This window comes from Shewanella chilikensis (genome assembly GCF_037953065.1).
GTDB classification, from domain to species: domain Bacteria; phylum Pseudomonadota; class Gammaproteobacteria; order Enterobacterales; family Shewanellaceae; genus Shewanella; species Shewanella chilikensis.
In genome coordinates this window covers 4651141-4669009 of sequence record NZ_CP149966.1, presented here as the reverse complement: position 1 = coordinate 4669009, position 17869 = coordinate 4651141, and the positions used below count along the sequence as shown (strand labels likewise).

The 17869-nt window shown below is 51.6% G+C and carries 15 protein-coding genes; 12 read left to right on the top strand and 3 right to left on the bottom strand.

From position 1 onward, the window contains the following. Positions 1–224 precede the first annotated feature (224 nt). Together WKR14_RS21010 and WKR14_RS21005 are read left to right on the top strand one after the other, a co-directional pair. Complete coding sequence (locus WKR14_RS21010; protein ID WP_138679405.1) at positions 225–854, top strand: hypothetical protein; 630 nt, start codon at positions 225–227, stop codon at positions 852–854. A 290-nt stretch (positions 855–1144) separates the two neighbouring features. Further along, positions 1145–2311 carry a site-specific integrase gene (locus tag WKR14_RS21005; RefSeq protein ID WP_339087165.1) on the top strand — a complete coding sequence of 389 codons (1167 nt, stop codon included), beginning with the start codon at positions 1145–1147 and terminating at the stop codon, positions 2309–2311. A gap of 148 nt (positions 2312–2459) precedes the next feature. Here the strand turns inward: WKR14_RS21005 and repC are convergent, their stop codons facing one another. Genes repC through WKR14_RS20990 form a run of 3 tightly spaced genes read right to left on the bottom strand, consistent with a single transcriptional unit; the run spans position 2460 to position 4531 of the window. Further along, positions 2460–3311: a replication protein C, IncQ-type gene (gene repC, locus WKR14_RS21000; RefSeq protein ID WP_339087164.1), complete on the bottom strand. Its 852-nt coding sequence runs from the start codon at positions 3309–3311 to the stop codon at positions 2460–2462. Continuing rightward, positions 3298–4188, bottom strand: coding sequence for a helicase RepA family protein (locus WKR14_RS20995; protein WP_339087162.1), 891 nt, complete (start codon positions 4186–4188; stop codon positions 3298–3300). The genes repC and WKR14_RS20995 overlap by 14 nt, the downstream gene beginning before the upstream one ends. Positions 4189–4195: 7 nt before the next feature. After that, the gene (locus WKR14_RS20990) at positions 4196–4531 is read right to left on the bottom strand and encodes a helix-turn-helix domain-containing protein (RefSeq protein ID WP_339087161.1); all 336 of its coding nucleotides are present in this window, start codon (positions 4529–4531) and stop codon (positions 4196–4198) included. A 701-nt stretch (positions 4532–5232) separates the two neighbouring features. Between WKR14_RS20990 and mobI the strand changes: the two genes are divergently transcribed. The 10 genes from mobI (at position 5233) to WKR14_RS20940 (ending at position 17866) form a co-directional block, all read left to right on the top strand. Continuing rightward, entirely contained in the window at positions 5233–5832 is a 600-nt protein-coding gene (gene mobI, locus WKR14_RS20985) for a conjugative transfer protein MobI(A/C) (RefSeq protein ID WP_339087160.1), read from the top strand. An 87-nt stretch (positions 5833–5919) separates the two neighbouring features. Further along, on the top strand, positions 5920–6873 hold the full coding sequence (locus WKR14_RS20980) for a transcriptional regulator (RefSeq protein ID WP_339087159.1): 954 nt from the start codon (positions 5920–5922) through the stop codon (positions 6871–6873). Beyond that, positions 6870–8990, top strand: coding sequence for a class I SAM-dependent DNA methyltransferase (locus WKR14_RS20975; RefSeq protein ID WP_339087158.1), 2121 nt, complete (start codon positions 6870–6872; stop codon positions 8988–8990). Before WKR14_RS20980 ends, WKR14_RS20975 begins: the two co-directional genes overlap by 4 nt. Positions 8991–9190: 200 nt before the next feature. Then, entirely contained in the window at positions 9191–9601 is a 411-nt protein-coding gene (locus WKR14_RS20970) for a hypothetical protein (protein WP_339087157.1), read from the top strand. After that, positions 9594–10874 carry a restriction endonuclease subunit S gene (locus WKR14_RS20965; protein ID WP_339087156.1) on the top strand — a complete coding sequence of 427 codons (1281 nt, stop codon included), beginning with the start codon at positions 9594–9596 and terminating at the stop codon, positions 10872–10874. The genes WKR14_RS20970 and WKR14_RS20965 overlap by 8 nt, the downstream gene beginning before the upstream one ends. Positions 10875–11224: 350 nt before the next feature. After that, positions 11225–12205: an IS5-like element ISEc68 family transposase gene (locus tag WKR14_RS20960; RefSeq protein WP_000082736.1), complete on the top strand. Its 981-nt coding sequence runs from the start codon at positions 11225–11227 to the stop codon at positions 12203–12205. A 223-nt stretch (positions 12206–12428) separates the two neighbouring features. After that, on the top strand, positions 12429–12779 hold the full coding sequence (locus WKR14_RS20955; RefSeq protein WP_339087155.1) for a hypothetical protein: 351 nt from the start codon (positions 12429–12431) through the stop codon (positions 12777–12779). Positions 12780–12831: 52 nt separating this feature from the next. Continuing rightward, positions 12832–13482 (top strand): type II toxin-antitoxin system toxin DNA ADP-ribosyl transferase DarT, encoded by a 651-nt coding sequence (locus WKR14_RS20950; RefSeq protein WP_339087154.1) that lies wholly within the window; start codon positions 12832–12834, stop codon positions 13480–13482. A gap of 28 nt (positions 13483–13510) precedes the next feature. After that, positions 13511–14587 (top strand): type II toxin-antitoxin system antitoxin DNA ADP-ribosyl glycohydrolase DarG, encoded by a 1077-nt coding sequence (gene darG / locus WKR14_RS20945; protein WP_339087153.1) that lies wholly within the window; start codon positions 13511–13513, stop codon positions 14585–14587. 21 nt (positions 14588–14608) lie between these two features. Further along, on the top strand, positions 14609–17866 hold the full coding sequence (locus WKR14_RS20940; protein ID WP_339087152.1) for an HsdR family type I site-specific deoxyribonuclease: 3258 nt from the start codon (positions 14609–14611) through the stop codon (positions 17864–17866). Positions 17867–17869 lie beyond the last annotated feature (3 nt).

Below are 17869 nucleotides of genomic sequence, written 5' to 3'. Positions count from 1 at the left end.
ATTGAGCATAGTCGAGATTGGTGCAGATCACTTCTGATATTGAACTGTCAGGAGCTGGCTGCACAACAGCCATTACGCCCAATCAACTGGTGCAGTCGTCTTCTGAAAATGACAGTGGTTTGTTGAACACAAATGAAGGATCGGCTCACTCCATGAAGAAAACTTGATCTATATGAAAAACCATTTATAGTTCTATATATGATTCAATCTATGGAGATATTAAGATGCCAGTCACTATTAGCATTTCAGATGATGTGTACGGAAGATTGGAAGCGTTGGCTGTTGGATTCGACACGCCAGAGAGAGTGATCGAGCGCTTACTCGACTCCGTTGAGGAAAGCGGGTCGAAATCCACTGGAAACAAACCTGCTCTCACTTTCGTTCCTGATGAGCCAGCTTTCAAAAATGAGTTGATAGCGCGTAAAAAAGCACAGGTCGTACTTCATCTGAAACATGGGGATCGAGACGTGATCCACTGGAATGCTTCTAGGTTTCAGCCCAGCTCAAATCTGCGAGCTAACTTGTGGTCAGGCATTCTGAGGAACTGGAAGGATAAAGGGATCGTCTCAGCAGAGCTGTCAGTTCTACCCCAAGGTATCAACCACCCTGACGACAACACCGATCTCCTAATAGCTATCGCCGGAGAGGTTCACTGGACGCTTGAAGAGGTAGAGCAGTACTTCGTTGATTATGACCTGGTAAGTAGTGACGATGGTCACCCCTACTACTACCTCGCAACCTTCAGTGAAGAGACTCCTGACAAGTTGAAGCAAATTGCCGGGTTGAACAGCGCGAATCAGCTCCATTTGGATCTAAACATCGTTCCGGATGAAGATCCTGGCGAGATCGAGTAGAGTAATACCATCTTATAATCAATATTTTACGTGTATTGGGGTTAGTTATTATTGATCCACATTTACTCCAAAATACAAGCAAAATATTGATTTACATAAAATTTATACATTCTGTATCGGGAAGTGAAGTCGTCAAACAAGGGTAGACAAAAGCAACCAAAGACAAATTAACTCATTGTTTAAAAAGGAATAGTTGTTTTATTGGCTATTCATGGTTGTCCTTGTTTTGTGATGATTTACCCCGAGAGTCCCCCGAACTAAGATCCTCGGGGTACTTTCGGGGGACACACATGAAAATCAGTATTGACGTTCGAGAACCAGACCGTGAAGGCAAGTGCGCCATTCGCCTCATCTACTACGCTGGCTCCTATCTGGATCCTGAGACCGGCAGGCGCAGACACAAGCGATCCAGAGAGCCGCTAGACCTATTCCTTTACGACAAACCAAGAACCCCAGGGCAAAGGCAGCACAATCGGGAAACTCAGCGTGCAGTTGAGGCCATCCGGGCGAAGCGACTTTACGAACACGAAACCGGAAAGCATAAGCTCGATGGCACGAATGCTCTCCAAGCCAGTTTTTTCGATTACTTCCAGGAGGTGACCGATGAAAAGGCCCGAGGAAGTAAAAGCAATCACTCAATCTGGGTGTCAACGCTCAAGCATCTCAAGGTTTATCATGAATTGCCGGAACTGACGTTTGAGGAGGTCGACCAGGCGTTTCTGGAGAACTTCAGGTATTACCTCACCCATAAAGCACGGACTAAGAGTGATTCGCCGCTCAGCCGAAACACCCAAAGTGCCTATTTCAATAAGCTCAGAGCCTGCCTGAACCAGGCGGAGAGAGAAGGGCTTATCAGGGACAACCCGACCCGCAAGGTCAACGGCATAAAGGCAGAAAACAATAAACGGGTGTATCTGACTGAAGATGAACTCCGAGCCATGGCGCAAGCTGAATGCCGTTATGAGGTCATGAAGCGCGCATTTCTCTTCTCGGCCTGCACCGGTCTCCGCTGGTCGGATATTAACAAGCTAACCTGGGCTGAAGTGGAGTCGTTCTACGACGGCTGCCGAGTCATATTTCATCAGCAGAAAACTAAAGGCTTGCAGTACCTGGATCTGAACACGATGGCGGTACAGCTTATGGGTCAACGCAGAGGACCGACGGACCGTGTTTTCAAAGGGCTGAAGTATAGCGCTTGGCATAACATGGAATTGCTGCGCTGGGCGATGAAGGCTGGCATAACCAAAAAAGTCACTTTCCACAGTGCGAGGCATACATTCGCTGTGATTCAGCTGTCTCGGGGTGTGGACATCTACTCGTTATCCAGGTTACTGGGGCACAGCGAGTTGCGTACAACGGAAATCTACGCGGACATCATCGAGTCGAGGCGTCGTGATGCGATGCTCAGCTTTCCCGATGTGCTATCGGTACCCAAAGCACAGTTTGAAGAAGTATGAGACGGCGCCGGTGTCCCACAAGGACCCCGGCGGTACGTCTAGAGATTGTGGATAATTTAGATCAAGAGGTTTTGAGTGCTGCAATTCCGCGTGATTCATGGCTTGGTGCCGATAGCCCTGTGACTGTTAATAGGGGGATTTGTGACAGTCAGAAGGGTACTTTGTGACTGTTATTAGGAGGTCTTCGAATCTCTACACGGCCTTTCACGTATTCATTGACCTGCCAGCCGAGGGTGTTCAGCTCATTCAATGCCTGGCGAACGCGCGCTAGTCGTTTTCTCACCGCCGCCGGATTTCCCTCTGTGGAAAAAAGATATCCACATAACGTCATCAACTGGACCTTTCGAGTGCTTCCGGCATTTATCCATGCGCACAGACGCTGGTGAAGCAGGCGCGTTGTTTCAGACTTGATCGCCCTGACTTCTTCCATGCTGATACGAACGTGGCGATCAGTCCCTAGGACCGCATTGGCTAGCAAAGGGTTGAGAGCTACATGGACCCCCTGAGGCTGCTCGTTACTGCGATAGTCTGCAAGAAGTCGAAAGCCTCGTCTTTGCTCACCAAGTTGCACAATAATCGAAACTTTCCACAGGCGCTCGATGCAAGCCTTGATAGGTTTGCTGCAATCCACCCGGGAATAACCGATTTCTTTTGCCAATCTGCGGTAACTGCATTGGACGACAACCGCATTATCACCGGCAGCATCCCATCGTGGCTCGAGCATCTGTCGTAGTGTCACTCCAACTGTTGATTTAGGCGACGGCGACAGCACCTTGCCCTCGAGGCCAGCCAGGGCGACCAGACCTTGTAAAACTCGGAGATCATCAGCGCCTAACGGTTCCGGGCCACTGAATTCAACACGATGGCCCTGCTGACCATACTCATACGCTACGTCCAGTTTTGATGAGCGTCTCTCGCCGCGCTTGAGGGCTTTGAACAACCCGGGAGCCAGACAGTGGACAGCATCATGCCGCACATGGTCCAGCTCATATCTCGACACGACGTACCTTCCTTTGACCGATAGCGATCGGCGCTAAGTCCACCGCTTTGAGTACGCCTCCTGACGATCGCATAAGCCATTTATCCACAGGCCGTGCCGCATAATTTGTTTTGCTCACTCCAAATCTCGCATATTGGTGTCGAGTCATCTCGGGGATACCGAAGCGCTTTGCTTCTTCCGAGCTCATGCCTATCAGGTATCCCTGCCAGCGAATATTGTCGACCAGCACTGACGACCCTCGACTAGCCTGTTGCTGGTCGCCAACAGCGTTGGATAGAGAGCTCTTGTTAGTGTGGTGGATAAACAACAATGAGCTCCCGGTGTTGGCCACGATCGATTCCATTCTGCCTATGAGTGCAGCCATTTCTGCACCGGAATTCTCGTCTGCAGTGTGAAAGCGGCGCAGCGTATCCAGAATAACCAGACGGTGCTCGCTCGCGACTGCCTCCAGTGCATTAGTCCAGGTCTCGCTAAGAAGGTTTGGATGTAACCCCGTCACCGGCATAAGAAACAGATTCTGATCGACCATTTTCCTTTGGTCTGATGTCAGGTGCTGGCCCAAGGCTTGCAAGCGCAGATTGAGAACGCAGTCGGGGTCCTCAGCAGATAGATAAGCCACGGGGCCTGTAGGGAATGTCCCCAAACCCATTAAATCGGCTCCGCTGGTGATCATGGCGGATAGCTGCAGGGCGACCATTGATTTACCTAGACCGCCAGGTGCTACCAGTGCACCTACCGTTCCCGCCAGGAGTCCTGGCAGCACAAAATCCAGAGGTGGCAACTTATCTTTGAATGCAGCCTCAATATTCAGTGGCCAGCGCGTCATCCCAGTGCCGGGAGACTGCCGATTGATAAACTCAACAAACGACATACTCATAGTGCATTCACCGTTTGCCGTTGCGGGCAATCCGTACCCGGGATTCAATGTGGTCGGCTAGCTCGCTGTCAGGAGATATCCGGTGAGCCAATAGCCACTCAAGCAGTTCCTGGCGTTTGAAATAGATTTTCTTGCCCTGAGGTTTGTAATGCGGCAGGCGTTTCTCACTGGTCAGTCGGTAGATGTAGCTGACAGATACGGCCAGAAGTTCCGCACACTCGTCGGCAGTAATGACTTCCTTCTGAGCATGGCCTTGTTGAATGACCAGCTTTTTCAGCTCATTGAGCTCTCGCAGAATGAACCCTGCTGGATCATCGAAAATGGTGGGTGTTTGTTCACGCATGTTGATTGTCTCCTGATGTCACTAAACAGCAGGAAAGAGTTTATTCGAAGCGACACTGAGACCATCCACGGCTATTTGCCCGTAGAGGGAAAAAGTAGCCGTTTGGTTAAATAAAAAATAAACCCATAAAATTCAATTGGTTATTTTTAATTCGGGGGTGTTTATTTAATGGGATGGACGGTTATTGACCAGATTCGGGAGATGTTTGCCTTTATCGGTTCAATAAATGGTCCGGCATGGGCCCACAAGAACTTTCACATGTGAAAGTGCCGAACGAGGTTTGCAAAGAGGCTTTTTGGAGACTGTTTCGAGGCTGACAGAGGCGGCTGAGAACTCGCGACCTGGCTAGGGCCTCTTAACAGACCTTTGTGATGAATACTTTGGATTTACGACTACCCCGAACACTCAAGATGTTCAGGAGACCTGCCGTATCAATTGGCTATAACGATAGGTCCCCCATAAAAGGGGGAGGTGTGGGCGAGCGTCCTTCTGCCACAACTCTGTAGCTATGGGAGTGATTGCCTTAGATCCCCCATCAGATAAGTTATTTGGCAAGAAACTGGCTAGGTCTCGGTCCTCTGTCACCTGAGTCAGAGACCTGAAGGCGTTCTATGCGCCCAAAAAGGGGAAGAACGGATGTCTGCTCCAAGCTGTCGGCCAGATAACATTTGCTTCGTAATTACAAAACGGAGCAACCAATAATGAAACCAACCGATCACAGCGCACAGATTGACGAAATCTCAGCGGCTTGGAAGAGAGCTGCTCGGCATGAGGGCATTGATCATGAAGAACTGACAGTTCGGGCTTATAGCGACTCTGAACTGTTCCTCAAGGCCGTACACAGAAATACGATTCTCGAACAGCATCGCTATTTCTATATAGCACAACGCCTTTGTGATTTTTTCTGGGAACAGAACCGGAAACATCGTGGTGTAAGTACGCCCGGTTATCCGGGGCATTACGGTTGCAGGGCCAGACTGCGGGATAACAAACTTGAGATGTTCTGGTTTTACAACGAATTCAAGCGAAAGAACGATGGCTCCGGAAAGCATCGAGTGATCAGTCACTACATAGCCCGGGAAGGGCAGTACCGTTATCACAAGCGGGCATTTTCCAGAGCCCACGATTGGGAGTTACCGGTAATTGAGATTACTGAAAAGGGTTTCGAAGTGCTACGGCGTGCGAATGCTAACCAGGTACAGATTCGAAAGTTTTGCCAGGCTAATGAAGCAGCGCTCTTTAAGCTTGCTTGCGATATGGATGAATTGGAAATGGAAAGTCTGATACCAGCTGTCGTCTAATTTATCGAAGAAAGAATCAAAATAATTGCTACGGTGCGGCGGATACTCTAAGGTAGCTAGTCCTTCATCGCATTAAGGTGTCTGCTGGTGTCCGCTGAGCCCGAATTGAAACTAAACCATTACGCCTATGCTCAACGCGAGCGTCTGGCCTATATTGATTTCGTGCTTCAGTATCAGGGCTCTATCGCCCGTGGCGAGTTGATGGAACATTTCGGTACGGCAGTGGCTTCCGGCACCCGAGATTTCACCCTCTACCGCGAGCTCGCTCCGGACAACCTGGCCTTACGCCACGAAAACAAACGTTATTACCGAACAGACCATTTTAAGCCCTTGTTCCACCATGACAGTCATACCGCCCTCAACACGTTGGCTCATGGCTTTGGCGATGGAATGACATCGCCCAGGGCAGTGTCGGGATTCTGTGAGGATACCCCCGACCTTATTGCGCCACCGAGGGACACCCTGGCTACCCTGAGTAGGGCCATCAGTCAGGGGCAAGCTGTCAAACTTATCTACATATCTCTCAGTTCTGGCGGTAGCCAACGGGTGATCGTACCGCACAGTATCGTCAACAATGGCCAGCGTTGGCACGTACGCGGTTACTGCCGTAAGCACAGTCAGTTCCGTGATTTTGTCTGCACCCGCATCACTGACATACGTATCGACCATACCGAGATAGCCCCTGCCGAACTGCAAGCCGCAGACACTGAATGGAACCAACAGCTCACTCTAGAGTTAGTACCCCATCCGGGACACGATTTTCCCGAGGCCATAGCGCTCGACTTCAATATGTCCCTAGCGGACACTTCAACTCAGAAAAAGCAGCCGATACGGCGACTCACTATTCGTGCTGCCCGTGCCGGCTACTTGCTGCGCCATTGGAACGTGGACTGTAGCTCGGACCACCGATTACCCGCCGACGAGTGCCACCTATGGCTGCGGAACCACGAAATACTTAAACAATGCTCGAACGCTGTCCTCGCCCCTGGTTATGCCACAGATCGAAGAGGCAGTCCGATGAATACTAAGGTTTCACGATGAAATTGACGCTTTCCCATCTCGAATCCCTGCTCTTGCGCGCCTGTGACGACTTGCGTGGCAGCATGGATGCCAGCGAATACAAGGAATATATCTTCGGCATGTTGTTCCTCAAGCGTGCCAGTGACTTGTTCGATGAACGTCGGGATGAACTGAAGAAACAGCTCAAGGCTAAAGGCTTGTCTGATGAGGACATTGCCATCGAATTGGACGATCCAGATCATTACTCTGGGAAGTACTTCTATGTGCCGCCCCGTGCTCGCTGGAATGAATCTTGGGAGGAGGAAATTGTTGAGGACGGCCATAAGAAGATTGTCCAGCGCCCAGCGCTCAAACACGTCAAAGAGAACGTAGGTTCTGTCCTCAACAAAGCACTTGGCGCAATTGAAGACGCCAACCCGGATGCTCTGCAGGACGTGCTCAGCGGCATCAACTTCAACCGCAAGATCGGCCAGCGCACTCTGGATGATGACACTCTTGCTGACTTCGTTCAGAACTTCGAGAAAATCCCCCTGCGTGATGAGGATTTCGAGTTCCCGGATCTTCTCGGTGCCGCCTATGAATGGCTGATCAAATACTTCGCCGATTCCGCAGGCAAAAAAGCCGGTGAGTTTTACACTCCCTGGGAAGTGGTTCGACTGTGCGCTGAAATCTGCGATCCGGAAGAAGGCATGAGCGTCTACGACCCGACCGTTGGGTCCGGCGGCATGCTGATCCAGATGCGCGACTTTCTGCGGGAAAAAGGTGGCGATGCCCGGGAGTTGGCGTTGTATGGCCAGGAAAAGATCGGCACCACTTGGTCGATCTGCAAGATGAACATGCTGCTGCATGGCATTTCCCACGCTGATATCCGCCAGGAAGATACCATTCGTGAGCCACAGCACCTGGACGAGAACAACGAATTAAAGCGGTTCGATCGGGTAGTCGCGAATCCTCCCTTTAGCCAGAACTACATCAAGAAAGACCTCAAGTTTACCGGGCGCTTTCCGGTCATGATGCCGGAGAAGGGCAAGAAAGCTGATTTGATGTTCGTTCAGCACATGCTCGCTGTGCTCAAGCACGATGGCCGTATGGCGACTGTGATGCCCCACGGTGTGCTGTTCCGGGGCGGTGAGGAGCGGGAGGCGCGTAAGTATTTCATCGAGCAGGGCTACCTGGAGGCCGTGATCGGCCTTCCCGGAAACCTCTTCTACGGCACAGGCATTCCCGCCTGCATTCTGGTGCTGAACAAGGCCGGTGCCAGTGAGCGTAACTCGGTACTGTTTATCAACGCCGACCGCGAATACCGCGAGGGCAAGGCCCAGAACCACCTGCGTCCGGAAGACATCGACAAGATCATTAACGCCTACCGTCAAGGCAAGGAAATTCCCGGCTACGCGCGCCCCGTTCCCGTTAACGAACTGCTCGGGGAAGAATATAACTGCAATATCCGCCGCTATGTGGACAACGCCCCACCACCGGAACCCCACGACGTGCGCGCCCACCTTCACGGCGGCGTTCCGAAGGCTGAAATCGCCAGCCTCGACGGATACTGGCAGAACTACCAAGGCTTGCGGGAAGATCTGTTCGTGTCCCGGGATGCCGATTATATGGACTTTGCCCCAGCACTCACCGACAAGCGAACAATCGCCGCCTTCATCAATAGTCATGCAGGGGTAGAAGCGGCCAACAAGGCCATCATGGATGTACTGAAAAACTGGTGGCAAGCCAACCTGCCCATAGTCGAAGCGCTGGCACCCGATGCCGCCAATCAAGAAGAGCGCCCGCGCAACGTCTATGTAATGCGCAGCCAACTGTTGCACAGCATTGAGCAAGCCCTGGCCAGGCAAATCTTGCTGACCTCATTCCAGGTACGCGGCGCTTTTGCCTCTTTTGTGGATTTTCTTAAATCGGACTTCAAATCCATTCAGGCCAGGGGCTGGGGGCCAGAACTGATCCCCGACGACGAGATTCTCAACAGCCAGTTCCCGCAGGTGCTGGAAGATCAGGAAACCGCCCAGAACCGCTTGGCCGAGCTCCAGGCGCTGTTTGCCCCGCCGCTGATGAAGAGGATTTTGAAGACAGCGATGACACCGGTGTATTACCAAGCGATGACGTCAAAACCCGTAAGGACGAGCTGAAAGCCCAAACCGCCGAATGGAAAGCCCAACTCAAAATCATCAAGAGTCTGGCCACTAACCTATTCACCGAACTCCAAGGCGCCGAGCAACTGCCCAAGGGCAGCAAGAAAGGTTATTACTGTGGTGAAGGGCTGGCCCAGAAAGCGCCTGAATTCAGCAACGGCCTGCGCATTGTTGAGCTGGCCGAACAGCAGGGTTTGGTGGATAGCGACTGGATCGAGCCACTCAAGGAAGCGGTGGAGCAAGGCCAACGCGCCTACCAAACCGCCCACCGCCTGGAGACCAGCCTCGCCCGTCACAAAGCACTGGAAGATGAAGTCAGGCAACAAAAAGCCACCCTCAAGGGCATCGAAAATAAGCGCGATGAACTGGTCGCCAGTGCTCGCAGGAAAATCTCTGTGGATGAGGCCCGCGTCATCATCATCGACCGCCTGGAAAAACTCCTGTTGGCGACCTATCAAGGCTACCTGCGCGCCGAGCAACGCGCCTGCATCAAGGCGGTGGAAAATCTATGGAGCAAGTACGCCGTCACCGCCAGAGAAATTGAAGCCGAACGCGATCAGGCATCACAGCAGTTGCAGGCATTTTTGGTGGAGTTGGGGTATGAGTGAATGGAAATTAGATCGTTTGGCTGATCTAGCAACCTTCCAAAAGGGAAGGAAGGTTGATACCAGTCCATTCCCACTTATTGGCTATGAAAAATACCTTGGTGCAGGTGCGCTTTCTGGTAAGACAGATGGTTACGCATCAACATTTTTCGCAGTTCGAGCAGCGGAACATGATGTGCTCATGCTTTGGGATGGTGAGCGGAGCGGCCTGTGCGGAACTGGTCTTTCGGGTGTTGTCTCTTCAACTGTTTCAAAGCTGTCCCCCAATGGGAAGATAGACAGCAACCTGCTTTATTATCTGCTGCTACAGAATTTCGAGTGGATTCAGCACCGTAGAACTGGAACCGGTGTCCCTCACGTACCTAAAGATATTGGCAGAATACTTTGTATTCGGTACCCCGAACGTAAGAGTGAGCAACAAAAAATCGCCCATATCTTGCAAACCATCGACCAGACCATCGAAAAAACCCAAGTCCTGATCGAAAAATACCAACAGATCAAAGCCGGGCTAATGCACGACCTCTTTACCCGAGGCATCGCTCCCAACGGCCAACTTCGCCCACCCCGCGAACAAGCCCCGGAACTGTATCAACAAACTCCGATCGGCTGGATTCCGAAGGAATGGGAGCACATGCAGCTGGAAAGTTTGTTAGCTCAAGTACCAAACAATCTTAGAAGTGGTCCCTTTGGAAGCGCTTTACTGAAAGCGGAACTGGTTGAAGATGGGATTCCATTTTTGGGGATAGATAATATCCATACAGAGAAGTTCGTTGATCACTTTCGTCGCTTTGTATCAGAAGAAAAATTTCTTGAACTTAACAAATACGCAGTTCGGCCAAGAGATGTGATCATAACCATTATGGGCACTGTTGGAAGAGCTTCTGTTGTCCCGGAACACGTGGACAGTGCCCTATCATCAAAGCATCTATGGACAATGACTTTTGATCAAGAAAAGGTTATTTCTGAGCTGATTTGTTGGCAATTAAACTACGCACCATGGGTGAAGTCATGGTTCCGCCGAGAAACTCAAGGCGGCATCATGGATGCCATCCAATCGCGGACTTTGAAGACTTTGACGTTGCCGTTACCTCCATATGAAGAACAACTTAGAATCTTTGGCAGGTATAACTCTTTAACCGCCAAGATGAAATCTGAAGAGTTATTATTTGATAACCTAAAAAAGCAAAAAACTGGGCTGATGGAAGACCTTCTCACCGGCAAAGTCCCGGTCAAGGTTGAGCCAGAAGCGCAATTAGAAGCAGAGATTTCCGCATGAGCGATCATAGCGAAGGCTTGTCACTGGCAAGACTTTTGATGGTGCTGAGCAATATTGCCGCTTTTTATCTTATGGGCGATAAAAGGCGGCAATATTGCAGGCGTTCCTGAACCCTATTTTTTAATGTTCTGCGGCTGCTTCGTCGTAATTCCAAATCTATTTTTGTGGTGGCGAATTAAACGGGTCAAAAAACGCGAGGATAAACGGGAGTTGACAGCAGGCCGGGCGGAAGATCATCGAGATCATTTGTTAGTTTACCTTTTTGCCATGTTGTTGCCTTTTGGAAGGTGCGAATAAGTCCGAGATGTGAGATCATCGTGTTGTAACCTGAACCCAGAATGAGTAACCGGATGAGCCAGCAACTGACTTTTGCCGACAGTGAGTTTTCCAGTAAACGCCGCCAGACCCGCAAAGAAGTTTTCCTTGGCAGAATGGATGACTTGCTTCCCTGGGACAAATTACTTGGCGTTATCGAGCCTGTGTATCCCAAGGCCGGTAATGGTCGCAGGCCCTATCCGCTGGAAACCATGCTGCGTATTCACTGCATGCAGCAATGGTACAACCTGAGCGATGAGGCCATGGAAGATGCCCTCTATGAAATCGCCTCCATGCGACAATTTGCTCGCCTGTCACTGGATAAAGCCATTCCAGACCGCACTACCATCATGAATTTCCGGCATTTGCTGGAGCAGCATGAACTGGCCCGCAAAATCTTCAGTACCGTTAATCACTGGCTAGCAGAGTGTGGCGTTCTAATGACCCAGGGCACCTTGGTGGATGCCACCATCATTCAAGCCCCCAGCTCTACCAAAAACAAACACAACAGCCGTGATGAAGACATGCACCAGACCAAGAAAGGTAACCAGTGGTACTTCGGCATGAAAGCGCACATTGGCGTGGACGCCAAAAGTGGCCTGACCCACAGTCTGGTGACCACGGCGGCTAACGAGCACGACCTCAATCAGGTTGGCAAGTTACTGCATGGCGATGAAGAATTTATCTCAGCCGATGCTGGTTATCAGGGGGCCGAAAAGCGCGATGAGCTCAGCGATGTCAGCGCAGACTGGCTTATCGCCAAGCGTCCCGGCAAAGTGAATGCATTGAAGCAACACCCGCGCAAGAACAAGCTGGCCATCCGTTACGAATACCTGAAAGCGAGTATCCGAGCGAAGGTTGAGCATCCATTTCGGATAGTAAAATGTCAGTTTGGTTTCGTCAAAGCCAGGTACAAGGGGCTGGCTAAAAACGACAGTCAACTGGCGATGTTATTCACCCTAGCGAACCTGGTTCGAGTTGACCAATTGATACGGGCACAGGCGAGATCTACCTGAAATGAGGAAATTGGCCTGAAACAGGGCCAAAATCAGCCACGAAGAGACGATTTTGGGCTGAAAATTGGAAAATTGAGCCACAGGACGTCGATAAAGGACGGTTTGGGGCGTCATATCGGGAGCTGCGGACCACTTAATCGCAGCTTCCTTAATACACAACGGTGTGATATACATTCTGAGGCCAAGCGGCCTGGAATTTACCGCTCAACTACAAAGCGCTGTTATGGCGGCGGTACCAGGTAATATTGCAGCCATCGCAGAGGAAATAGATTTTGTTGAGTTTGATTCAATCTCCACCTATGCACAGAAACACCCGAGAGCGGCTCGCTATATTGCTTCCATAAAATCACAGTCTGAAGCACATAATATCAACCAGGAAAAACTTTCACGTTACTGCCAAAGGACAAATGTGGCAGTAACGGAGGTTGGTGGAAAGATGCAGGTTGAAGATTCGCAAGTATTGGGTTTTCTCGAAATACTGGATAGACGTCGCTATGAAATTGATCTTGTCGAAGATGCTGATCCAGAAGTATACCGAGCGCCTAGTCGCAGTCGAGTCAGCGGAAATAGCTAGCATTAGGGCTTGGCGATAGGGGCACTTGAGCAGCTTGGAATAGAGAGGACTAATGGCTAATCATTACCCTAACTTGAATCCTGATAAGGCTCTGATCTGGCGGATAACTCACCGCCAGAACCTGCCGTGGATTCTGGTTAATGGTCTGCATTCGGGCACCAGCAATGTCTGTTCGCCAAATTGGGTGACCATTGGTAACCAGGAACTGATCGACCGCCGAGCACATCGTGTAGTGCCGCTGCCACCGAGTGGCATGCTGAACGATTACGTGCCCTTTTACTTCACACCCTTTTCGCCCATGTTGTACAACATCTATACCGGTCGGGGCGGTGTCGCCCGCGTAGCAAATGTGGATATCGTGATCCTGGTTTCCAGCTTGCATCGGGTTGCTGAGCTGGGGCTGCCTTACGTGTTTACCGACCGCCATGCATACACCGTGACCGCAAATTACTACAATGACCCTATAAGCCTGAGTGCCATCGACTGGCCGTTGCTGCAGCATCGCAACTTTCAGCGCGATCCGAACGACCCCGAGAAGGTCGAGCGCTACCAGGCGGAGGCACTGGTTTATGGACAAGTGCCTGTTCAGGCGCTGCTGGGTGCAGTGTGCTATACCCCTCAGGTACAGCAGGAGCTGCAAGAAGAGGCGGTCAGGTTAGGTGTCCAATTGGATATCCACTGTATGCCTCAGTGGTATTTTTGAGTCGAAAGCTCATTTTGGAGAGAGTGCAATGATCAGTTACACCACCGGCAACCTGCTTGACGCTGATGTAGAGGCGTTGGTAAATACCGTCAATACGGTTGGTGTGATGGGTAAGGGGATCGCACTGATGTTCAAGGAGCGTTTCCCGGCCAACATGACGGCCTACGCCAAGGCGTGTAAGGACGGAGAAGTTCAGACTGGGCGGATGTTTGTCACTGAAACCGGCGAACTGATGGGTCCACGCTGGATTGTTAACTTCCCGACCAAACAGCATTGGCGCGCTAAGTCCCGCATGGAATGGATCATCGACGGCCTCGCCGACCTGCGTCGTTTCATAGAAGACAATCAAGTAGGCTCCATTGCCATTCCTCCCTTGGGCGCCGGTAATGGCGGCCTGAAATGGCTAGATGTAAAACCTCACATTGAGCAGGCGCTGGGTGATCTCGAAGGGGTGGAGATTGTCGTTTATGAGCCGACCGCTCGCTATCAGAATGTCGCCAAAAAAAGAGGTGTGGAAAAACTGACACCGGCCCGTGCCCTGATTGCAGAGCTGGTGCGCCGCTATTGGGTCCTGGGTATGGAGTGCAGCCTGCTGGAGATTCAGAAACTGGCCTGGTTTCTGGAGCGGGCTATTGAGGCCGAAGGATTAGATCCTCTGGACTTGCGATTTGTTGCCAATAATTACGGGCCTTATGCGGATCGGTTACGTCACCTGTTAGATGCACTGGATGGCAGCTATCTCAAATGCGAAAAACGCATCAGTGATTGTGGGCCCTTGGATACTATTTGGTTTAACGATGCTAAGCGGGACAAGGTAGCTCTGTATCTGAAAACGGAAGCACAGGCTTATTTGCCGGCGTTGGAAAAGGCTACCCAGCTGATTGATGGCTTTGAGTCTCCGTTCGGGCTGGAGCTGCTATCTACAGTGGATTGGCTATTGACAGAAGAACAGGTTGCACCCGAGCCCACGGCGCTACTTGATGGGGTTGGTCATTGGCCGGCCGGAGAAACCTGGGCTCGTCGCAAGCTTAAACTGTTTGACCTTCCCAAACTGGAACTGGCTTTGGATCGCCTTCAGAAAATTCCTTTACAGGCCGCAGTCTGAAGAAAGTACTGGAACATAATAATGAGTGAGTATACAGAGGTTGAGCAGCCGTTTCTGCAACAACTGGAAGCTCTGGGCTGGGAGATCATCGACCAAGGTCAGGAGATTCCATCTGACCCGGCCCGTAGTCATCGTGCAAGCTTTCGCCAATGGCTGCTACCCGATGTGTTCACCAAGGCTGTAGCATCGCTGAATCCCGGTACTGGCGGTTATGCCTGGCTGACCGACAAACAGCTTATGGACTTGCAGGAGCAGATCCTACGACAGCCGAACCGTACCTTGCTGGAAGCCAACGAAGCGGTACAGAAGCTGCTATTCAAGGCCCAGGTGGATACCAACGAAGAAACCGGTGAGCAGGATCCGGTCGTTAAGTTGATTGATTTCGACACACCGGCGAACAATCACTTTCTGGCTATCAATCAATTCCGTATCGACACTCCCGGTTGCGTTAAGCAATTCATCATCCCTGACATCGTGCTGTTTGTGAATGGGGTTCCGCTGGCCGTTGTGGAGTGTAAGAAGGGCGGGCCCACCTGCGCCAATCCTATGGCCGAAGCCTTTGCTCAGTTGCAGCGCTATATGAACCGGCGCGAAGACACTGCACGCCAGGGCCTGAAGGAAGGCGAGCCACGTCTGTTTCACAGTAATCTGCTGTTGATCCGGTCCAGTGGTGTGGAGGCTGATTATGGCACCATTACCTCTGGCGAAGAGCACTTCTACCCGTGGAAAACCCTGTGGCCCCGTGATGACGCCGACGCTGAGGGCATGAATGCCCAACATCGGCTGATTGAGGGGATGCTCAACAAAACGAACCTGCTGCGCATTCTGCGTACGTCCTCGGTGTTTATGGATACAGATAGCGGGCCGCGAATCAAGGTGGTGTGCCGCTACCAGCAATTCCGTGCTGCCAATAGAATTGTTGAGCGCCTGCGCCACGGCGAGACAGCAGAAGACAAGAGCGGGGTGGTATGGCATACGCAGGGTTCGGGTAAGAGTCTGACCATGGTGTTTGTAGCTCGCATGTTGCGGGCGTCGAAAGATCTGCATGACTACAAACTGGTGCTGATCAATGACCGTAGCGATCTGGAAGAACAGCTGACCAAAACAGCCACGCTTATCGGCGGGCGCGTTAATGTGATTGAAAGTCGGCAGGCCCTTCGCTGGGACCTGGCCTCGGATCAGTCTGACATCAACATGGTGATGGCACATAAGTTTCAGATTGCCGACCAGAGTCTGCCGATTTCTGTAGCGGAAGCATTGGGCACCTACCAGGCGATTCCGGGTAAGGAGACTTTTGGTGTGGTCAATCGCTCGTCCCGCATCGTGCTGATGATCGATGAGGCCCACCGTACCCAGAGCTCCGAGTTGGGGGAGAATATCTTCGAGGCCTTCCCCAATGCCGCTCGCATTGCGTTTACCGGCACACCGTTGATCACAGAACGCCATGGCGAAAAGCGCACAGTGAAGCGCTTCGGTGAGTACATCGATAAGTACAAACTGATGGATGCGGTTGAAGATGGCACCACGTTGCAGATTCTCTATGAAGGTCGAACGTCGGATGCCGCGTTGAACGAGAAACATGCCTTCGATACAAAGTTTGAAAACCTTTTCAGAGATCGCTCTGAAGAGGAAGTGCTGGCGATCAAGAAAAAGTACGGTGCCACCGGTGACATTCTGGAGGCCGAACAACGTATCGAGGCTGTTGCCAGAGACCTGGTAGCTCACTACCTGGCTCATATCTTTCCTAATGGCTTTAAGGCGCAGGTGGTATGCCACTCCAAGCTGGCAGCGGTGCGCTACCAGAAAGCCATTCAACAGGCCCTGGCCGATACAGTCGCGAAGATGAGAACAGAGTCGGCACTGGATGAGGATAGAATTCGCCAAATCGAGTTTCTAAAGGCAGCGGTGGTGATTTCCGGCGATGGCACCAACGAGGCAGCCTATATCACCGAGGCCCGTAAGCAGGCTCGGGCCTGGAATGCGGTCGATAATTTCTGCAAACCCTTTGCCTTTGATGACCCGGACAAACCCTACACGGGCATCGCGTTCCTGGTGGTCTGTGACATGCTGCTTACGGGTTTTGATGCGCCCATTGAGCAGGTAATGTATCTGGACAAAAAAATCCGTGAACACACCCTGCTGCAAGCTATTGCGCGCACCAACCGAGTGAAAAAGGGCAAGCAGCGGGGTTATGTGGTCGACTACGTTGGCCTGACTCACAAGCTCACGGAGGCTTTGACGCTGTACGCTGCTACCGATGAACAGCAGGAGTTGGTCAGTGGGCTGAAGAACATCACCTCCGAGGTTCCAGTGTTGCAGGAGCGGTACCAGCGACTTCTGAACCTGTTCACCGATAACAAGGTCCGGCAGATTCAGGCGTTCGTTGAGGGGGAACTGCCTACGGTCGAAGATGATGCGGGCGTGGTCCATGAGGCAGTGAAGCTGCTAAAGGACGAAAAGCTTCGGGCGGACTTTGACGTTTACCTCAAAAAGTTTCTGAGTAGTCTGGATATCATTCTGCCCCATACAGCGGGCCAGTCTTATCGGGTTCCTGCAAAGCGAATGGGTTACATCCAGCGGGTGGCGAAGGAGCGCTATAAAGACGATACCCTGAGCTTGGGCGATGCCGGACAGAAGGTGCGGGATCTGATCAATGAACATCTGATCAGTCTGGGGATCAACCCGAAAGTGCCGCCGGTGGAGTTGTTGTCAGAGGATTTTCTCGATCAGCTCAATGCGCACGCCGGGGGAAATGCCGAAGCCAAGGCCAGCGAGATGGAGCACGCAATCCGCAAGCACTGCACCGTGCACCATGACGAAGATCCAGCCTTCTATAATAGCCTATCGGAAAAGGTCGAGCAGCTGATCGACCGTTACCAGGGAGAATGGGAAAAGCTGGCTGAAGAGCTACAGAATCTTCGTAAAGTAGCGGTAGAGGGCCGTCAACAGGGCGAAGCAGGCATGAGCCGGGAAGCGACGACCTTTTATGAGCACATCGCTAATGAAGCCTTCGAGGATGGCATAGTTCCTGCGGAAGCGAACGCGAAGATGAAAGCCCTGATGGAAGCGATTGTCGATACGCTTCAGCACAGTATCGGCAGCATCGACTTCTGGAACAATGCCGACAAGCAGAAGAGGACACGTAGCGAGATCAAAACTGCGCTTACCCTCACGGGAATCACCGAGCTAAAGTCCGGCCGGGAACGCATCGCTGTCGAAATCATGAAACTGGCCAAGAACCGTCATGATGCCTTACTGAAAAGCTCAGAGAGTAGATAAGAG